The sequence below is a fragment of the Legionella fairfieldensis ATCC 49588 genome (assembly GCF_000621525.1).
Classification (GTDB): domain Bacteria; phylum Pseudomonadota; class Gammaproteobacteria; order Legionellales; family Legionellaceae; genus Tatlockia; species Tatlockia fairfieldensis.
Map to the genome: position 1 here is coordinate 62,215 of NZ_JHYC01000001.1, position 19,538 is coordinate 81,752.

Here is a 19,538-nt window from a genome sequence, read left to right on the forward strand (position 1 = left end):
TAACGCCCGTTAAATTTAGGTTTAATTGTTATAGAATGAAGAATTCTTAATTCAAATAAGTGTAAATCATCATGCAGCAACCTCTCGCTATACTTATGGCACAAATTAATCCTGTAGTAGGAGCCATTGAAGCCAATGCAGAAAAAATAGTATCCATTATTCAACGTGAGCAACAACGCCATGAACTTATTCTTTTCCCGGAACTGGTTCTCACGGGTTATCCTCCTGAAGATTTGTTATTTCGTAAAGCATTATATGATCGGGTAGAAAATGCCTTGCAGAAGATAAAAGAAAGCACGGAAGATTGTTATGTCATCGTAGGGCATCCCTGTTTTGAAAAGGGAAATTGTTTTAATGCTGCCTCTGTTATTCATCGTGGAAAACAAATCGCTGTTTATCGCAAACAAAAATTACCTAATTACGGCGTTTTTGATGAATACCGTTATTTTAAACCGGGTCCTGCCGAGACTTGCATCCTCGACATTAAAGGATACCGATTGGGGCTTTGTATTTGCGAAGATGTCTGGCAAACAGGCCCCGTAGAACAAATAGCCAACGCGGGTGCAGAGGTCATGCTTTGCATTAATGCCTCTCCTTTTGATTATGACAAGCCGAATCAGCGTCTGCAATTGCTAAAAACCCATGCCCGCCATGGAATGGCGGTTATCTACGTTAATCAATTTGGCGGCCAGGATGAATTAGTCTTTGATGGACAATCCTTTGCGCTGAATAATCAGGGTACGCTTTGTGCTCAAGCCCCTGCTTTTCGTGAACAGTTACAAACAGTAATACTGGAGGGGGATCAGTTAACTTCTGAACTGGCACCTCTACTTGACTCCGAACAGTTACTTTATGAAGCGCTGGTTTGTGGTACACGTGATTATATCGAAAAAAACGGTTTTCCCGGTGTCTTAATTGGCTTATCGGGCGGGATTGATTCCGCGCTTACTTTAGCTATTGCAGCGGACGCCCTGGGACCTTCTCGCGTGCATGCTGTCATGATGCCATCCCGTTACACTGCAGAGATAAGCCTTCTTGATGCCCAAGAACAATTAGCCAAACTGGGTATAAAAAACACCTTGCTTTCTATTGAACCAGCCTTTAACGCGCTTCTTGAAACACTGGCGCCTTCTTTTAAAAATTTGAAGCCAGATACCACAGAAGAAAATTTACAGGCCCGCATCCGGGGAATGTTACTCATGGCTTTATCCAACAAGACAGGCCAGATGGTACTGACTACCTCCAATAAAAGTGAAACAGCCGTCGGTTATACTACCTTATACGGTGATATGGCTGGAGGATTCGCCGTATTAAAAGACGTATTGAAAACACAAGTTTACGCGCTGGCCCGCTATCGTAATCGTCTGACACCCGTTATTCCAGAGCGCGTGCTGACCCGCCCTCCCTCTGCTGAACTGGCAGAAAATCAAACTGATCAGGATACCTTGCCTGACTATGATGTCCTGGACGCTATTATTAAAGAATATATGGAAAACAATCAAGACTCCTCTGATATTATTCAAAAAGGTTATTGTCCTGACGATGTCAATCAGGTTATTCGTTTAATAAAACGCAACGAATACAAACGCCATCAGGCGCAGCCAGGTGTCAAAATCAGTCCTTGTTCTTTTGGACGAGACTGGCGATACCCAATTACATCAGGATTTTAACGAAGGAGAACTATCTTGTGGTGCTATTTCAATTGGTCTGCGACTAAAAAAACCAGCTACCTCTGAATATCTGGTCATATCGAGTTTCCCTTGTAATGTTTCTGTTTTCTCGGAAGCTGGCAGCGTATTTTCTTTGCTCGGTTGAACCAATAGTAATCTTGTTGCCAGGCAATGGTCTAATGTAGAAAAATCATTCAGATTAACCGGTTTAACCGGTTTATAATCCACAAGCAGTTTAGCAAGTTGTTCTAACTGCCCTTCAGATAACGATTCGGGTTCTTCCGGCCATTGATCAAGCATTTGTTTAGCCTCTTTACATTGTTCCCGATTTACTTCCTTGATTTCTTGTAATTTACTATCCACAAAAAAAATCTTCCATTGACCTTCCCGTTTGGTCACAATAAAAAAAGAAGGCTGTTTATAGATCACAGAATCATTTGTCTGGGGCGAAAAATCATTCACGCCTTTACACAAAACCTGTTTCTTCGGTTTTAATTGCTGATTAATGCAATCTCGAATTTGGTTTTCAACCGAATCCGAAACATTTCGAGTGTTCAATTCTTTATTGGAAACCTGTTGATTTATTATTCTTAATATATCAGATAAGGGTAATTGGTTGATGCGCAGAGGTTCGCGCCATTCATAATTTAATTCCTTTTGAGTAACAGTTCCGCTAATTAAATCACCTTCAGGGTGTATAAAGGCATATTCGAGTCCCTCACTAATCACTCTCAAGTAAAGTTTATTGTTTTCCTTTACGACATTTTTTGTCAGACATGGTTGATAATAGGGATAACTGTTTAATTGCTCAGGCGTCAAAAAATCATAGTTGGCGAGCAAGTTATGAAATTTTTTCCAGTCATCAGTATTAATTTTTTGTAAATCATCCTTCCCTTTTTGTTTTTGATATAAGACCCAATGGCCTGTTCTGGCATCAGGTTCGCGCGTTAGAAAGTAAGTACCGGTTTTACGCTGATAGCGAGGAATTTTTTTTACATCATCGCTGATGATTAGTGTTATCCTGTCTTTTTGAAATGCATTCTCTACATTGGTATAATTTTTAGCAAATTCCTGAGTTCGCTTCCTTATAGAAGCGGGTGAGAGGGATTCAGAATGTTGATTGATGATGTCTTTCTGTTGCTTTAAATTTGCCTCTTGCCACTGGAGGAAAGATATTCGATTCTTAATCTCCTGCATTACCAACGGGGATAAACGAGGAATAAATTGATATAAATCATAGTCTGTCTCTTCATCATACCCTTCAATTTCTTTAATCAAAGCGAGATATACTCTTGTATTACTTGAAGTAGACTCCCATTTCCCCTCCTTAAAAAACCTCTCAAAAGCCTGTAAACGAATAATAAGTTGAGAGAGATCATCTTTTAAAAAATTTTTAAATTTGTTGGAATTGAGACGGGTAAACGAATAGAACCAACCCCAGAAATAAGAATCTTTCGGTGCATCATATTCCTGCTGGGCTTTTTTTACTATCCTTATTAAATGGTCTTTATCGATTGCAGCAATAAAATCCACCAGTTTGGTCGCAAACTCTGTTAAATTATCATAGATTCTGGTCATATCCTTACTCTCTAATCCTGAATGATCCCTCTTTCCATCTTAGTCTATGATTGGCGTAATACAAGCATAATCGTTTTAATTGAAAAAAGCTGCTTGCAAAATAAAAGCAAATCGCTAACATTGAATTGCTTTAAAATAATAAATAAGAAGGGATGTCATGAGAATTGCATTTTTTTCCGCCACGTTGCTGGCTTCAGGACTGGCTTTAGCAGCTACACCCATTGATGGCTGGTATTCAAGTGTATTTGGCGGTTATACCTACTTGCCTAATAACATTAAAAAAATCTATTACGGCAACTTCTTTGATCGAGTCTCTTATGATGGAGGTTACCACGGAGGGGCGCGCTTTGGCTTCCAGAGTAACCCGATGCGCTATGAAGCTGAATTCACCTACCTTAAAGCCGATGTCCATTCCTTTGAAAGGAATAAATTTTTTGGTTGGCAACGATTTAAAGAACGACGAGCTGGCGGACAGGCTAATGCGGCTCTGGGAATGGGTAATATTTATTACGATTTTCCTGAAATAGTTCCCTGCATTGTTCCCTACCTGGGTGTAGGTATAGGATATGGATGGATTGATGCCAACTTAAAAAGCTATCGCTATTACAGACGTCCTGGAATACGACTGTTTAAAGGTTCGGATAGCACATTTGCTTATCAGGGGACCGCTGGCCTCACCTTTAATTTTTCTGAAAGTTACGCCATTAATCTTGCCTATCGTTATGTGGGCACCACCCATCTTGATCATCTGGGTAAAGTTTTTCAAGGTAACCTTGGAAGTATAGGTGTAGTTTACCGTTTCAATGAATACTATTATAAATAAGGGTAGCTAATGAAATATTCTACTAAATGTGCCCTGACAGGCCTGTTATTGAGTAGTTGTTCCGTATTTGCAGCAACGCCGGCGGAAGGCTGGTATGCCGGATTAATGGGAGGCGCCAGTTTTTCATCCAGTCTAAGATTTCAAATTAACGATCCCTCGTATGTACTGGATGCTGCCTTGGATAATCCTGTTATAGTTGGCCAGCCTTTTTTCCCCACATTTATTACCCCTGGATTTAATCCTTTTCTTTCCTCGTTGCTCCTGGTTCCCGCTCGTTTCAAACACGGAATTGGTGGCGATTTTGGCGGACAATTGGGTTATCGTATTTGTAATTTCCGTATTGAAGGAGAATTACTCTTTAATTACGCACCTTTTTCTCGTCTCAATGTAGGTGGTGTAATCATCAGAAAACATGTGACACCCACCATTCCTATTCATTTAAATGGACATACTACTGTAGGTGCAGGGCTTATTAATGCCTTTTATGATTTTTATGATGAAGAAAATGACCCCACCTGGGTTCCTTATATCGGATTGGGCGGCGGTTATGCTGTCATGCATAATACTATCACGTTAACTGTTCCCTATTTATTTACCACCGCAGTAAGCCAGGAAATCAGGGGAAGTAAAAACGCGCCTGTCGGACAGGCAATTCTTGGCGTTGCCTATTATTACTCCGATTCTCTTGCCTTAGGGCTTGACTATCGATATCTGACTACCAAGTCGATAACTTTTAATGGATTTAGTGCACGCCTGGAAGCTCATAGCGTAAACTTTAATTTCAATTACTGGTTTGAAGACGTTTAAGGCTTACTGATGAGTTTTCTTATCGCACCTTCTTTACTTTCAGCGGATATGACTCGCATTGGTGACGAAGTTTCTGACGTAATCAATGCGGGTGCTGATATGATTCATTTTGATGTTATGGATAATCATTATGTGCCTAATCTTACATTTGGCCCTTCTCTTTGCCAGGCGTTGCATAAACGTTTTTCAGAACTGATCATTGATGTTCATTTAATGGCTCAACCTGTGGATGAATTAATTATGCAATTTGCAAAAGCAGGAGCCAGGCGGATTAGTATTCATCCTGACGCAACGATTCATCTTGACCGCAGTCTCCATCTCATCCGTCAACAGGGCTGTGAAGCGGGTCTGGTACTAAATCCCGCCACACTGCCTGATTGTCTGAGCTGGTGTATTCATCGACTTGATTTTGTTCTGGTAATGCTGGTTAATCCGGGCTTTGGTGGACAGAGCCTGATACCGGAAATAATTAATAAAATAAGCTGGTTAAAACAAAAATATCCTGCCCTGCCTATCTGTGTGGACGGTGGTGTTACTATTGAAAACATTGCCAGCCTGGCTCATGCCGGCGCTTCTCAATTTGTTACAGGTTCTGCGCTATTTTCCAGTGATGATTATGCTCAGACAATTTCGACCATGCGCCAAAGGCTGATTTAAAACGATGAAAACGATTTTCTATATAATGGTCTTACTAAGCCAAAGCACCACTATAGTTTATTCAGCCTCGGGCCAGGCTTATTTAGAGCGGTTCATAGCCTATACACAATGGAGTCAAAATTTGCCTCAGCAGCCTGATGCAAATTTTCTCGCTTTTATCGCTGACGATACTCCCCTTGCCAAAAAATTACGGGAAAAATGGCTTTATTACCTGGCACAACAAAAAGACTGGGATAGTTTTTCCAAATATTATAAAAATTCAGCTGACATCAATTTGCAATGTTTCGCTCAAAGGGCCAATTATAATACAGGTAAAACAGAAGAAGCGCTTGCGGCAGCGCGATTGCTATGGCTCTCCGGAGCGTCTCAACCCCCTGCTTGCAATGCTTTATTTGATTTATTGACTAAAAGCAGTCACTTTGACGAGCATCTGATTAATCAACGCATTATTCTTGCTTTGGACCAAGGAAATCTTTCGTTAGTTTATCATTTATTAAAACAATACCAACAACCACGTCTTAAAGACGTTCAGTTATTAAATGATATCGTACGACATCCCGATCACATTAATCACATGGAATCTGGTGATTTACACGATTATTTTTATTTGTATGGCTTAAAACGGATGGTATCGATTAACATGGACAAAGCCATTCTTTATTGGCAGGAAGCAACAACAAAACATTTTTTAAACGAGGCACAACAACAAGCCTTTCTTGTCCATCTTGTCTTGTATAAAACCATGCGTAACCACAACGATGCACCTTATTGGTTCGCTAAAATAAAACCCGTTTTTTATACCGATTTACTGTTGGATTGGCAAATTCGCTTTGCGCTTAAACGACAGCAATGGAGTGAGGTGGAGTATTTAATTGCTCAATCGCAAGATAAGGAAAAACCCTGCTGGCAATATTGGCTGGCGCGGGCTTTGGAGGCAAAAGGCGATAAAACAAAGGCCAAAACAATTTATGAATCGATCGCTAAAAACAGGCATTATTACGGTTTTTTAGCCAGCATGCGTTTGAATATCACACCTACTTTTGAAAATGAAATGCCAGTTAACAATCTGGCCTTGTTAAAACCCTATCAAGCTTTCACCGATAACATTAAATTGTTATACATCAGCAAACAATTACTGCAAGCTTCACGGCTTTTGAATGACTTTGTCAGCGAACTGCCTAAAGACGATAAAAGCGCTCTGGTGTACTGGCTTGCCCACGAACTTCAATGGCATGATAAGTCAGTTTATTTAAGTAATAGTGACGATTTAAATAATCAGTTATCACTGCGCTTTCCTTTAATATATCAGCAACCTATCGATCAATATGCCAAAAACTATGAGGTATCTCCGGAGTTTATTTATGCCATCATTCGTCAGGAAAGCGGTTTTCGTTACGATGTTATTTCGCCGGCGGGTGCACGGGGTCTAATGCAACTGATGCCTTCGACAGCAAGTGTCATTGCCAAACATGAAAAGATTGCTTATGGCGATAAAAATCAGCTTTTCACCTCCCAAAAAAATATTAATATTGGCGTTGCCTATTTAAAGCACTTGACTTCTCGTTACAATCGCCATCCAGTGTTGATAGCCGCGGCCTATAATGCAGGTCCGCGGCAAGTCAATTATTGGCTTAAAAATCACCCTCCTAAAGAGATAGATATCTGGATTGATACACTCCCCTGGCACGAAACGCGTAATTATTTAAAAAATATCATTGCCTTTTATGCCGTTTATCAATACCGTCTGCAACAAAAACCTGATTTGCGCTCTTTTATGAAGGCACTGTAGAGCCTGACTTCAATCTGTTTCACAGCCAAAAAGCTGTGCTCATTTGCGCAAATTTTAACTTGCAAAACAAATTGAGCACACGCTCTGATGATAAAACATTAGGTTTTACTGGGAATTACCTGGGCCAGAAACGGGAGGTAAGTCATACTCTTCACTCGATGGAAGTTTCATTTGACTAAACAGGCTAGAGAAAACATTGCCTAATGAGAACGACTTGTTGGCGGAAGGGAAAAAACTATGAATGTGTTTATCAATTATTTCCATCACTTTATTCTTGCTTTTAAAAGAAAGCGCTTTGTTTTCTTTAAACCGCTGAAACGCATCTTCTGTGGGTTTCACCAATGCTTTTTTCTCATGGACTGATTCGGTAGATAAATATTGATTAAAATTAATAATAACATCTCGCAGGAATTCATCAAAATAATCTTCCAGGACTTTTACATTGCCTGTAGAACAAAGGCTTTTACAAGCATAGAGTCTGAGTTCATATAATTTATCTATCATGGTGATCAATTTTGAATTTTTATTTGAACAAATAAAATTAACTAATTCTCTTTTCTTATGGTCACTAAAATTTAACTTACTAATTACCACAATAGCATCGACTTGATCGTCATCCAATTCTATAGAAGGTTCTAATTGAAGAAGGCGTAGTTCCTCTTTTGCCAGCTTTTTTCTTAGTGTCAAATAAAGAGGAGCTTTACTAACCACCGCATTCCTCTCTGCTCCAAAAACCTCTTGACGAAATTCTTCAGGAGTATAGCAAATATGCGACTCTTCCCAATAATTTTTGTAGTGTTCCAGATCTCCTTTCTGTGCCGGTGAATCCTTCGCATAGCCTGCTTCAACTAACCGCATTTGAATCTGAAGTGAGACGATGGCACTGGCGTTAGAAGTATTATGTTTTTGTACTGGCATCAACCATATGTTCGTACTGGTTGTTGTGGGAAATTTTGCTATCATTTGTTTCGCAAACAAATCATTTTCCAGATCATAAGAACAAAGGAGAATTGTTGCAGATTCTACATTTCTGCATTGAGTCAGGTCATTATACTGCGAATATAAAGACTTAAATGAATAATATTGATTAAGTTGTCCAGGAATGGGTTGATCCGCAATAATATCTATTGGGATATCCAGATCGTCCAATGCTAACGCACTGGCAAAAGTGCTAACACCACCTCGACTATATCCTGCTAATCCAATATGTGTAATGTGGGGATCAATGCTTGAAATTTCTGGTTTTCCGTAGATACTATTATAGTTCCAAGTCATTGCGTCACCCAGCTCTGATTCCAGTTTTTCCAGATTTATTGTTTTACTTTTAGCATCAAAAGCACTTCTTATTTTATTCGCAACAATTTTTAAATCAGGATAAGCTGAATTCCCACCTATATTCTTATGTTCACATCCGCGAAGATATACACGAATTACATCATCTTTATAACCAATACCTTCCATACCCTCTTTATAATTTTCTACACTCTGTCTGGTTCCTGCAAAATAAAAAATTATCTTTGTCACTTAAATTCTCCCCTAAAAACTATCTGTAAAAGAATAACCGTTTTAAATTAAGATAATATTAAAAACAGTTGTAAAATCTGGACGTCAAACCAGATTCTTGTTTTTGCTGCGGCTCCATAATATTTGCTTTAGCGTTTTCAACAAGCCGACAAACGGCAACCAAATCTGCGCGGATGTCCAACGGCGCGTGCTTCCTCGCCACCGCGAAGGTACCACCCGGGTTTTTATCTAATGCAAAATCAGAACCCAGCCTGCATCTTTTGGTACTAATGTCTTCTCTTCTTTACTGCCTGTCATGTTTACACCGGGTTATTATTGCACAATAAAGGTTCATATTAAACAAATATGAATTTTATTGCAAATAAAAAATACTATTCGTATAGGATAGAAATGCCAATATGATTGATAGGTGACATCAAGGAAAGCTTAAGACTAATTGAAAGAGTAGCCTCCATAGAATAAGACATTGGATAGCGACTTTCGTTGGCAATTCGGGTCAATAGCTATTTTTTGTCCGGTACAAAGTGACACGTGATTAACAAATAATTTGCTCATTGTTTAATGACGCTTTAACGCTGTATTACGTGCGAAACGCAATACAATATAACGGGCGCGTTCTATTGCTTCTTCCATTGCTTGAGCAGGTGATTGAATGCTGGCAAAAATAACTTCCAAAGCTTCGTCGTTAATGAGTCGAATCTGGTTTTGTGGCTCCACTGATGAGCTAATTGGTTCCTCCGATTGCCTTCCTAAATCCTCTTGCGCCAGAGCAAGAACAGGATGCGTTTTTTTTAAAAGAGAAGCATAGATTCCACTAAGACCCACCGGCAAATATCCCGTTTTTTGATGCCAGCGTTGTTGTGTTTCAGGTTGAGTCAAATAAGAAAAAAACCGGGCAATGCCTTGATAACTCTCCTGAGTTTGCCCGGCTATAGCCCAAAGGGCTGCCCCGCCGGCAATATTATTATGACGTTGACTGCTAATCTGAGTATCCAGGGGTACCGGTGCCACACCTATACCAAATTTGACAAGTTCAGCCAGACTGTTGTAGCTGCCGGAAGATTGACTAAACAGCACACAATGACCACTTGTAAACAAAACCGTCGCATTACTTGCCCGCCCGCCATATTCAAAATAATGATTCTCCTGCCATTTTTTTAAACGTTCAAGATGATGGATAAGGGCGGTAGTATAAGGTTTCTTATTGCTCCTCGATAAGCCATGAATCGCGGCGAAAGATTCTAATTGTATCCAGGATGGGTAAGCACTGGTATAAGAACAGGCATAACCAGCTTCTCTTAACTTGGCCGCTAAAATCTCCATATCTTGCCAGGTACGTGGAAATGATGCTTGCGTATACCCTATTTTCGCCAACGCATCGGCATTATAAAAAATAACAGGAATTGAAATATTAAAAGGGAGTGCCAGAAGCTGGTTCGTTTCACTATAAAAATCACGTACAGCAGGAAGAAAGCTCTCTTTAGGTAGCAAAAATCCCTGTTCTTGCATCAGTTCATCGACTGGTTTGATAATCCCTTTGGGATATAACATCGTGGCCTTACCTACCTCAAAAACCTGCATAATTGCTGGAGGTTGTCCCGCCCGAAAGGCTGCTGCAAAACTGGTTAAAGCTTCGGTATACTCTCCTTTGTACACAAGCCTCACCTTGTAATCAGATTGGCTCTGATTAAAACGTGTAACTAATTGAGTTAATTCTATACCTATCTGCCCGGCAAGCGAGTGCCACATAATTAATTCCACTGGCTTTGCCTGCGAAATCGATAAAAAAAACTGCAAAAAAATAAAAATTATATAGCGCATCACGATAAAAGATCAGGATAATCGCTAAACACGGCATCCACTCCCCATTCAAAAAGTTTTTTGGCTTGTCGTTTACGATTTACAGTATAAACAAAAAGCATATAACCCTGTTCTTTAATTTGTTGCACGCGCGCAGCATTAAGCGCCCGCCGATTAAAATGGACTGAGTAACAGTGTAATTCTTTCGCTTTAATCAACCAATCGGCATCCCATTCATCAAGAAGCAAACCCAAAGGTATTTCTGGCGCAAGATTGCGGCATAATGTTAACGCGGCAAAATTAAAGCTGGAAAGTAAAGGCAAAGGTTTTGTTTGAGGCCAATAGCGATTAATATGAGAGAGTATTGCAACAGTTGTCTGCTCTGTCGTACCCGGATAAGGTTTTATTTCGATATTGGCTTTAACGTCAGAAACAACGAGCCACGCCAACATATCTCGTAAATGAGGAATTTTTTCTCCCTGATAACGCCGGGCAAACCATCTTCCAGCATCCAGTGACTGTAAATACTCAGCGGTTACCAGACCTGTTTCACCTCGTCCATTGGTTGTACGTTTCAGTGTTTCATCATGAAACACTAACGGCTCGCCGTCAGCACTTAACATGACATCAAACTCAACATAACGACAGCCTAAGGCCAAAGCCTGTTCAAATGCTACCATTGTATTTTCGGGGGCGTAAGCAGAAGCACCCCGATGGCCAATTATCCGTTCAATTGTTTGCAACTGCACTTCCCTCCTGTCGATTGGAGGCAAGCTCCACGACAGCACCCATCACTAATTCATTACTTACCGTCACCGGAGGTGCTGGCGTTGCTGCGGCAGTCATTACCGCAGTATTTATTTGCTGATCATTAAAGTACGCTTTGGCTAAAGGTAAAACGGGTTCTCCATCGAAGAAAATGATTCGATTAACACTGTAATTCTGAGTGGCATACGCTTTATTCAACCGACTTAATTCATTATTGACCTGCTGATATAACTGCTCTCGTAATTGGGATTTCGCCTGTTGGATTTCTGCAAGGCCAGGCTTAAACTCTACACTGCCTATTTCATAGGTCGCCCCCGGTTTACTCACATCCTTGGCATGTTTATAAATATCGGTTAAACCCGCCTGAGGTATTCTTGCCTGCGCTACAACATATAATTTTTCTAATCCTGAACTATCCTGAGATCGATCAAACTGGGTCAATTGCCAATCGCCTGTGGCAATTTTTGTTAAATTACTCATAATATCTGCACGTGCTTTCACCAAATCAGCATTTGATAAAGTAGCGTTAATAGCCACTGTCAATAAGGCCGTTTGTGTGGTAACCCATTGTTTCGCTGAAACCTGAAAGACCACCTTATCCAATATTGTCCTGGGAGGCAAGTCTACTGCGCTCACTAAAGGGCTTAAGGTTGCCAGGGCCACTATTGCCGCCAGTTTTCTCATTATTATCTCCTGGGATATTATTAGACAGGTACTCAGTTTACACTAAGCCTTAAAAGCTTCCAATTCTTAAAATGGATAAAGTAGAGTTCCAGACTCCTGCTCTTCTTTACGGGCATAACGCAAAAACGCAGGTCATTGATGATCATAAAATGAATGAAAACCTGCCTTGATCTACAATAAAATCTTTCGTTGATTTAAAATTAGAATAAGTCTATAACATTGAGACAGGAATTTAAGGGGAACATTAATAATGATGTCTGTCGATAAAATAAAAAATGAAACAGCCTTGGCTATTCAGGATGATTTTCTTGATTATGCACTGTCTCATGGCTTTGGTGATTTACATTTTAAAGTAGATGCCGCTACCGGTATGAAAGCTATTGTGGCCATTCATAACACCAAACTGGGTCCTGCGCTCGGTGGATGTCGCTTTATTGAATACCCGAATACCGCTATGGCAATTAATGACGCCATGCGCCTGGCAAGAGGCATGAGCTATAAAGCCGCCTCCGTGAATCTTCCGCTCGGTGGGGGTAAAGCCGTGATTATCAAACCAGCAAAAACTTATGATCGCGAAGGCTACCTGCACGCTTTTGGCCGTTTTGTGAATGAGTTAGGTGGACGCTACATCACTGCTTTAGACAGCGGCACCCAGTTACATGATATGGATATCATTGCCCAACATACACCGTATGTCGCCAGCTTGACGCGCTATAATGGCGATCCTTCTCCTTCTACTGCAAGAGGCGTATTAAGAGGAATTCAAGCCGCTGTGGAATTTAAACTGGGAAAACATTCTCTGGCTGGTTTACATGTCGCCATTCAGGGTTTAGGTCACGTCGGTTATTTGTTGGCAAGCTATTTACATGAATCAGGCGCCAAACTAACCGTAGCGGATATTAACGATGCTGCTGTAGAACGCGTTGTTCGCGAATTTGGCGCAACTGCTGCTCCTATCGAGACAATCCATAAAATAACTTGCGATGTCTTTTCACCCTGTGCATTAGGCGCTATCGTCAATGACATGACTATCAATCAATTCCACACAACGATTATTGCCGGGGCTGCTAATAATCAATTGGCTCACAGTTATCATGGACAACTATTACATGAAAAAGGTATTCTTTATGCGGTTGATTACGTTATTAACGCCGGTGGTCTTATTTTTGCTGCAAGTAAATATTTGCACACGCCTGAAAAATTGATTAACGAAAAAATCGATGACATTCACACCTCGTTACTGGAAATATTTACTCGGGCACAACAAGAAAATCGTCCAACCAGCGAAATAGCCGATATTTTAGCTCAGGAAAAACTTGCCTAGAAACTATTTTATAAGTAACTTGTACAGTCTGTCGCCTTTTGCATTGATTTCATTACCGATAAACTGGCAACAGACCTGATTTTAAAGCGAGACCTATGAAACAATTAAATATCACTCCTCCCTTATATAATTACATGCTTGATATTTCATTACGCGAAGCGCCTGCCTTAAAGGCATTACGCGAAGAAACGGCAACCATGGCCCTGGCACACATGCAAGTAGCCCCTGAGCAAGCTCAATTTATGCAATTTTTACTCAAGCTTTTGGGCGCGCGCAAGGTACTGGAACTAGGTACTTTTACTGGTTACAGTGCTTTGGCTATGGCTCTGGCATTACCAGAGGACGGTCAGCTAATTACCTGTGATATCAATACTGAATGGACGTCCAAAGCCCATCGGTTTTGGCACGAAGCAGGGCAAGACAAAAAAATACAATTGCGATTGGCACCGGCCCTTGATTCATTGCATCATTTACTTGAAGAAGGCCATCAACATAGTTTTGACTTTATTTTCATTGATGCGGATAAGACCAATTATCTGAATTATTATGAGTTAGCCTTACAACTGGTAAGCCCACGAGGCTTGATTGCGATTGACAATATTTTTTGGGATGGCAAAGTCATTGACGAACAGGAAACCGGTGGCCAAACTCGCGAAATCCGCCGCTTAAATGCTTTTATAAAACAGGATAAGCGAGTGGAGGTCAGTCTCCTGGCCATCGCAGACGGGTTATTTTTAATAAAACCCCACAATAAATCAGATTGATTCGGAAACTTACCTGATTCGAGCATTTAAGACCAACAAGGAGTAGTCATGAATGAACATGCGGTAGACAATCCCTGCGGACTGGATGGTTTTGCTTTTTTAGAGTTTTCAAGTCCTGATAAAGCTATTTTACATAAACAGTTTAGTGAAATGGGTTTTCAAATTACAGCAATTCACAACGATCAGGACATTGCTCTTTATCAACAAGGTGAAATTCAATTTATTGTCAATGCGGCAACTAATTGTCAGGCTGAGCAGCACGCTGCCGTGCATGGCGCAGGCGCTTGCGCGATGGGTTTTAAAGTAAAAGATGCCCAACATGCCTATACCTACGCTCTTCAACACGGTGCAACTCCTTTCCAGGACTGTAGTCATGCTGAACATGGTTTGCCCGCCATTCAAGCCATTGGCGGCAGCGTTATTTACTTCGTGGACGACAAATTTAAACCCTTCGGCTCCCATTGGCAAAATAAAACAACCCTGTCGCAAACAAAACAACACTGTGGTTTAACTCGAATCGATCACCTCACCCATAATGTCTATCGTGGTAACATGGATAAATGGGCTCAATTTTATGAGTCTATTTTTAATTTTCGCGAGATTCGTTTCTTTAATATTGTGGGACAAATGACCGGTTTAATTAGCAGGGCTATGGCAAGTCCTTGTGATAAAATTAAAATCCCCTTGAATGAATCCAAAGATGACAAATCGCAGATCGAAGAGTTTCTGCAGGAATATCACGGTGAAGGTATTCAACATGTTGCGCTTGCTACCGAGGATATTTATCACACCGTACATACTTTAAGAGAACAGGGCGTATCTTTTCTAAATGTCCCCGATACTTACTATGAAATGATAGATGAGCGACTTCCCTGGCACTCCGAACCTTTGGATAAATTGCAACAGGAACGTATTTTAATTGATGGTGGCTCTGATCCTAAGACTGGTTTACTTCTACAGATTTTTACTGAAAATGTATTTGGTCCGGTATTCTTTGAACTTATTCAACGACGTGGCAATCAGGGCTTTGGTGAAGGTAATTTTCAGGCACTTTTTGAAGCGATAGAGCGTGATCAGATCAGACGTGGTACCTTACAAGAAGCACAATGTTCAAGTAATGATTAAGTAGACGGCATTACATAAACGCTTACCAGGGATTATTATGAAATTAGCCAGCCTTAAATCTTCAACCTGCCGTGACGGCGAATTATGTCTTGTTAGTCAGGATCTGACCCGTGCTGTAAAAGCAGGACATATTGCTAAAACATTACAACTCGCCATAGAAAACTGGCAGGAAGTCGAAGAACCGCTTCAGGAAATTTATCTTGCTCTTAATCAAGGAGAAATAAAAAACAGTTTTCCCTTTGAATCACACCAATTTGCAGCCCCTCTTCCTCGCTCTTATCAATGGGCTGACGGCAGTGCGTATGTTAATCATGTAGAATTAGTCAGAAAAGCACGAGGGGCGGAAATGCCAGCGGATTTCTGGACAGTCCCTCTGATGTATCAGGGTGGTTCAGATGCATTTTTAGGTCCTAACGATCCTATTCTCGTTTCCGATGAAACCTATGGGGTTGATTTTGAAGCTGAAGTGGCCATTATTACTGATGAAGTACCCATGGGCATAACAGACAAAGAAGCAGCCGTACATATTAAATTACTTATGTTGGTTAATGATGTATCGTTACGTCATTTAATTCCTGCTGAAATTAGCAGAGGGTTTGGATTTTTTCAATCTAAACCAGCCAGCAGTTTTTCGCCTGTTGCCATCACGCCGGATGAATTAAAAAACCATTGGGATGGACAGCGTATCAGTTTACCTCTATTCAGCTACCTGAATGGCGAGCTATTTGGTCAACCCAACGCCGGGGTCGATATGACATTTTCTTTTCCTGATTTAATTGCTCATGCCGCTAAAACACGGTCTTTGGCAGCTGGTACAATTATAGGTTCCGGAACAGTTTCCAACCTGGATCGCAGCAAAGGTTCTTCCTGTATCGTTGAAAAGCGTATGCTTGAAACAATTGCAACAGGGAAACCACAGACTGACTATATGCGTTATGGCGATACAGTGCGTATAGAAATGCTCAGTCCGCAAGGTCAGTCCTATTTTGGCGCGATTGATCAAACCTTAATGCCTTATAAGGTGTAAAATGAAACTTTATGATTATTATCGTTCGACAGCAAGTTATCGTGTACGCATCGCTCTTAATATTAAAAATATTACTTACGAGGCCCTTTCTGTTCATTTAACTAACAACGGTGGCGAGCAACATTGTTCAGAATATCTAAAACTTAACCCGCAAGGTTTAGTGCCTACACTCAATGAGAATGGTCATATTATTAACCAATCAATTGCTATTATCGAATATCTCGAAGAAATGAACCCCACCCCAGCCTTATTACCGCAAACACCCTTAGGCCGTGCACAGGTCCGAAGCATGGCATTGACTATTGCCTGTGATATCCACCCTCTTAATAATTTGCGCGTATTGCAACGCTTGAGAACAGACTTTCAGGCCGATGAACAACAAATTCAAGCCTGGTATCATCATTGGTTAAAACTCGGTTTTGATGCATTGGAAAGTCGTTTACAAGCAATACCTCATAAGAGTCAGGTCTGCTATGGTAGTGAAATAACGATGGCTGATCTGTGTTTGGTTCCTCAGGTTTACAATGCCCAACGCTTCAATTTTTCCATGGCTGATTACCCGCTCATTAATGCAATTAATCAATACTGTCTAACCTTGCCCGCTTTTATAAAAGCCGCCCCTTCAGAGTAATATAATCGGTAGAGGCGGGAATTCATCAGCAAGTAGCGCTACTAATTACAGCATCTTTTGATGGAGAGTCTGCGGAGGAGGTCTGGTATTTTATAGTCAATTCATCCAATTTTTTATTCATCTTACGCATTTTTTCAGAAAGACTCTTATCAGAAGAAAAAAACGTAATACCCCTACCCAAAGCACCTGCTGCAGCAAACGAGGCGAATCCAACCATAGGAGGGCCCATCGGTAAACAGATAACAGCTATTATAGCTACACCTAAAAGAATCAGGGCGCAGCCCAGAGCTTTCATTCCTGTTGAAGGCTTTCTTTGCATCTTTCGATATTCCATAAAGAATTAAAAGGATTATTTTATCATGTGATTAAAATTAATTCAATATGTTATTTTTATGTTGTTAAAACCAAGCCCTTGCTACCTCGGCAGTTGCAATTCCTTTATCACTGCGTTGCAAAATCCGCCATTTTGCTTCACAACGTTGTACATGTCCTACTAACATGGTTTGATTATTACAATGATAGCGAATCTGTAAACCATACTGGCTTTCACCTTCATCAACAGCCTCGCATTTCTCACCTGTCGTCAGTTCAATAGCCCAAGGATAGGTTTTTGACATATCCAAAGCAATATGCCGACTATTATCCACCGGTGCTGGCAAATTAATCACGATACCCTCGCTTGTCCATGGAGATTGCGGACATAACGCTTTTTTCTGTGAACCGTACTGCTTCACAAAGCAAGGATCATAAATTCGGGTTTCCACGACACAACGCCAAGCGTCCTCGCGCTTAATTCGGTGGGATTGCTGCCAGCATTGACCTGATTTTTCTTCTTTGATAATTACAGGTGTTTCGTCGCTAAAAGGACGGTATAATTTTAATTCAGTATCTTCTGCATACGAGTAAAACGACATTATTATTGCAAAAATTAGTCCTGTCAGACGTAGCATGTGTTCCCCCTATGAATTTGATTAGTGTATCATCCTTCAAGTTATTAATTTATAGTTGTGCCCTTTCAACCAGGTTCGTGGTTTTTCTATTTTCTGGAGTACATAATGACAGACGTTTACACAGTAAAACAATGTTTGCAAAACGAAGTAAGTGTTAATCAACAAATTATCGTCCAAGGCTGGGTAAAAACACGAAGAGACTCCAAGGCAGGTTTGTCTTTTATTAGTTTGCATGATGGTTCCTGTTTTTCTCCCATTCAAATAGTGGCTCCGGATACTTTAAGCAATTATCAACATGAAATTCTTAAATTAACGGCGGGTTGCGCGATTACTGCGACAGGTAAACTGGTTGAATCGCAAGGCAAAGGGCAACAATTTGAAATTCAGGCAGATAGCATTAAGGTAGTGGGCTGGATAGACGATCCGGACAGTTACCCTATTCAAGCTAAACACCACACCCTTGAATATTTGCGAGAAGTAGCTCATTTGCGCCCTCGCACCAATACGATTGGTGCAGTCACCCGTATTCGACATTGCCTGGCTCAGGCCATCCATCAATTTTTTCATCAACAAGGTTATTTCTGGATCCATACCCCTATTATCACTGCAAGTGATTGTGAAGGCGCAGGTGAAATGTTTCGAGTAAGTACACTCGATTTACTTAATATTCCTAAAAATTCGAATGGTCAGGTTGATTTTTCCAAAGACTTTTTTAGTCGTGAAGCTTTTCTGACAGTATCGGGCCAATTAAATGCCGAGGCATACTGTCTGGCCATGTCTAAAGTGTATACTTTTGGTCCGACTTTCCGTGCCGAAAACTCAAATACCAGCAGACATCTGGCTGAATTCTGGATGGTAGAACCTGAACTTGCCTTCGCCAATCTGGGCGATATTTGCAATTTAAGTCAGGCCATGCTTCGCTTTCTCTGTAAAAAAGTGCTGGATGAGCGTGCTGATGATATGGCTTTTTTCAATCAATTTGTGGCCCCGGGATGCATTGAACGTCTGGAACATATTGTCTCGTCCGAGTTCGAAGTAATGACCTACACCAACGCGATAAAAGCATTAAAGAACGCTGAACGGAAATTTGAATACCCTGTTAGCTGGGGATTAGATTTACAGTCCGAACATGAGCGTTATCTGGCTGAAGATCTATGTAAAAAACCGGTGATTATTACAGACTATCCTAAAGATATTAAAGGCTTTTATATGCGACTCAATACCGATGGCCGCACGGTTGCTGCCATGGACGTTTTAGCACCAGGGATTGGAGAAATTATTGGTGGGAGTCAGCGGGAAGAGCGGCTGGAAATTCTGGATAAACGCATGGACGAGTGCAATCTGAATAAAGAAAGTTACCAGTGGTATCGAGATTTACGCCGTTATGGTACTGTTCCGCATTCTGGTTTTGGCCTCGGCTTTGAGCGCCTGGTAAGTTATGTAACCGGGGTGGCAAACGTTCGCGATGTTATTCCTTTTCCACGCACCCCTGGCCATGCTGACTATTAACTTTTCTGCTCAATTTTTCGCATATCACCCCCCGCGCAGGCGGGGGATCTGTCTTTCAAGCAAAGCAATCAGGTAATTTCGAGAATTAGATTCCCGTTTTCATGCTGA

18 protein-coding genes are annotated in these 19,538 nt (G+C 40.9%); 11 read left to right on the forward strand and 7 right to left on the reverse strand.

Translation table 11 applies throughout. From position 1 onward, the window contains the following. Positions 1-71: 71 nt before the first annotated feature. Positions 72-1,670: an NAD+ synthase gene (locus T345_RS0100265; protein ID WP_028387560.1), complete on the forward strand. Its 1,599-nt coding sequence runs from the start codon at positions 72-74 to the stop codon at positions 1,668-1,670. Here the strand turns inward: T345_RS0100265 and T345_RS0100270 are convergent. Next, positions 1,659-3,248 (reverse strand): hypothetical protein, encoded by a 1,590-nt coding sequence (locus T345_RS0100270; RefSeq protein ID WP_028387561.1) that lies wholly within the window; start codon positions 3,246-3,248, stop codon positions 1,659-1,661. The genes T345_RS0100265 and T345_RS0100270 overlap by 12 nt on opposite strands. A gap of 157 nt (positions 3,249-3,405) precedes the next feature. Here T345_RS0100270 and T345_RS0100275 point away from each other — a divergent pair, with 157 nt between their 5' ends. From T345_RS0100275 to T345_RS0100290, 4 genes are read left to right on the forward strand one after another with little or no spacing between them, the layout of a single operon-like run. Continuing rightward, positions 3,406-4,071: an outer membrane protein gene (locus tag T345_RS0100275; RefSeq protein ID WP_028387562.1), complete on the forward strand. Its 666-nt coding sequence runs from the start codon at positions 3,406-3,408 to the stop codon at positions 4,069-4,071. Between the two features lie 9 nt (positions 4,072-4,080). After that, on the forward strand, positions 4,081-4,878 hold the full coding sequence (locus tag T345_RS0100280; protein ID WP_028387563.1) for an outer membrane protein: 798 nt from the start codon (positions 4,081-4,083) through the stop codon (positions 4,876-4,878). A 9-nt stretch (positions 4,879-4,887) separates the two neighbouring features. Further along, positions 4,888-5,535, forward strand: a complete 648-nt coding sequence (rpe, locus tag T345_RS0100285) for a ribulose-phosphate 3-epimerase (RefSeq protein WP_028387564.1) — start codon at positions 4,888-4,890, stop codon at positions 5,533-5,535. 4 nt (positions 5,536-5,539) lie between these two features. Continuing rightward, a complete protein-coding gene (locus T345_RS0100290; RefSeq protein ID WP_028387565.1) occupies positions 5,540-7,324 on the forward strand; it encodes a lytic transglycosylase domain-containing protein in 1,785 nt (594 codons plus the stop codon). 105 nt (positions 7,325-7,429) lie between these two features. On the opposite strand, the gene T345_RS0100295 is transcribed toward T345_RS0100290, so the two are convergent. The 4 genes from T345_RS0100295 to T345_RS0100310 form a co-directional block, all read right to left on the reverse strand. Beyond that, the gene (locus T345_RS0100295) at positions 7,430-8,848 is read right to left on the reverse strand and encodes a hypothetical protein (RefSeq protein ID WP_028387566.1); all 1,419 of its coding nucleotides are present in this window, start codon (positions 8,846-8,848) and stop codon (positions 7,430-7,432) included. Positions 8,849-9,406: 558 nt separating this feature from the next. Then, positions 9,407-10,669, reverse strand: a complete 1,263-nt coding sequence (locus T345_RS0100300; RefSeq protein WP_131777731.1) for an extracellular solute-binding protein — start codon at positions 10,667-10,669, stop codon at positions 9,407-9,409. Continuing rightward, complete coding sequence (locus T345_RS0100305; protein ID WP_423202089.1) at positions 10,669-11,328, reverse strand: glycerophosphodiester phosphodiesterase family protein; 660 nt, start codon at positions 11,326-11,328, stop codon at positions 10,669-10,671. The genes T345_RS0100300 and T345_RS0100305 overlap by 1 nt, the downstream gene beginning before the upstream one ends. 49 nt (positions 11,329-11,377) lie before the next feature. After that, entirely contained in the window at positions 11,378-12,100 is a 723-nt protein-coding gene (locus tag T345_RS0100310) for a hypothetical protein (protein ID WP_028387569.1), read from the reverse strand. Between the two features lie 250 nt (positions 12,101-12,350). Between T345_RS0100310 and T345_RS0100315 the strand changes: the two genes are divergently transcribed. The 5 genes from T345_RS0100315 (at position 12,351) to maiA (ending at position 16,971) form a co-directional block, all read left to right on the forward strand. Continuing rightward, positions 12,351-13,424: a Leu/Phe/Val dehydrogenase gene (locus T345_RS0100315; RefSeq protein WP_028387570.1), complete on the forward strand. Its 1,074-nt coding sequence runs from the start codon at positions 12,351-12,353 to the stop codon at positions 13,422-13,424. Between the two features lie 95 nt (positions 13,425-13,519). Continuing rightward, positions 13,520-14,188 carry a class I SAM-dependent methyltransferase gene (locus T345_RS0100320; protein ID WP_028387571.1) on the forward strand — a complete coding sequence of 223 codons (669 nt, stop codon included), beginning with the start codon at positions 13,520-13,522 and terminating at the stop codon, positions 14,186-14,188. 48 nt (positions 14,189-14,236) lie between these two features. Further along, positions 14,237-15,313 carry a 4-hydroxyphenylpyruvate dioxygenase gene (gene hppD / locus T345_RS0100325; RefSeq protein WP_028387572.1) on the forward strand — a complete coding sequence of 359 codons (1,077 nt, stop codon included), beginning with the start codon at positions 14,237-14,239 and terminating at the stop codon, positions 15,311-15,313. A gap of 37 nt (positions 15,314-15,350) precedes the next feature. Continuing rightward, entirely contained in the window at positions 15,351-16,340 is a 990-nt protein-coding gene (locus T345_RS0100330; RefSeq protein ID WP_028387573.1) for a fumarylacetoacetate hydrolase family protein, read from the forward strand. Position 16,341: 1 nt separating this feature from the next. Then, on the forward strand, positions 16,342-16,971 hold the full coding sequence (maiA, locus tag T345_RS0100335; protein ID WP_028387574.1) for a maleylacetoacetate isomerase: 630 nt from the start codon (positions 16,342-16,344) through the stop codon (positions 16,969-16,971). 25 nt (positions 16,972-16,996) lie between these two features. Here the strand turns inward: maiA and T345_RS0100340 are convergent, their stop codons facing one another. Continuing rightward, a complete protein-coding gene (locus T345_RS0100340) occupies positions 16,997-17,290 on the reverse strand; it encodes a hypothetical protein (RefSeq protein WP_028387575.1) in 294 nt (97 codons plus the stop codon). A gap of 79 nt (positions 17,291-17,369) precedes the next feature. Further along, a complete protein-coding gene (locus T345_RS0100345) occupies positions 17,370-17,921 on the reverse strand; it encodes a hypothetical protein (protein WP_028387576.1) in 552 nt (183 codons plus the stop codon). A gap of 105 nt (positions 17,922-18,026) precedes the next feature. Here T345_RS0100345 and asnS point away from each other — a divergent pair, with 105 nt between their 5' ends. Then, complete coding sequence (gene asnS, locus T345_RS0100350; RefSeq protein ID WP_028387577.1) at positions 18,027-19,430, forward strand: asparagine--tRNA ligase; 1,404 nt, start codon at positions 18,027-18,029, stop codon at positions 19,428-19,430. Positions 19,431-19,538: the final 108 nt, after the last annotated feature.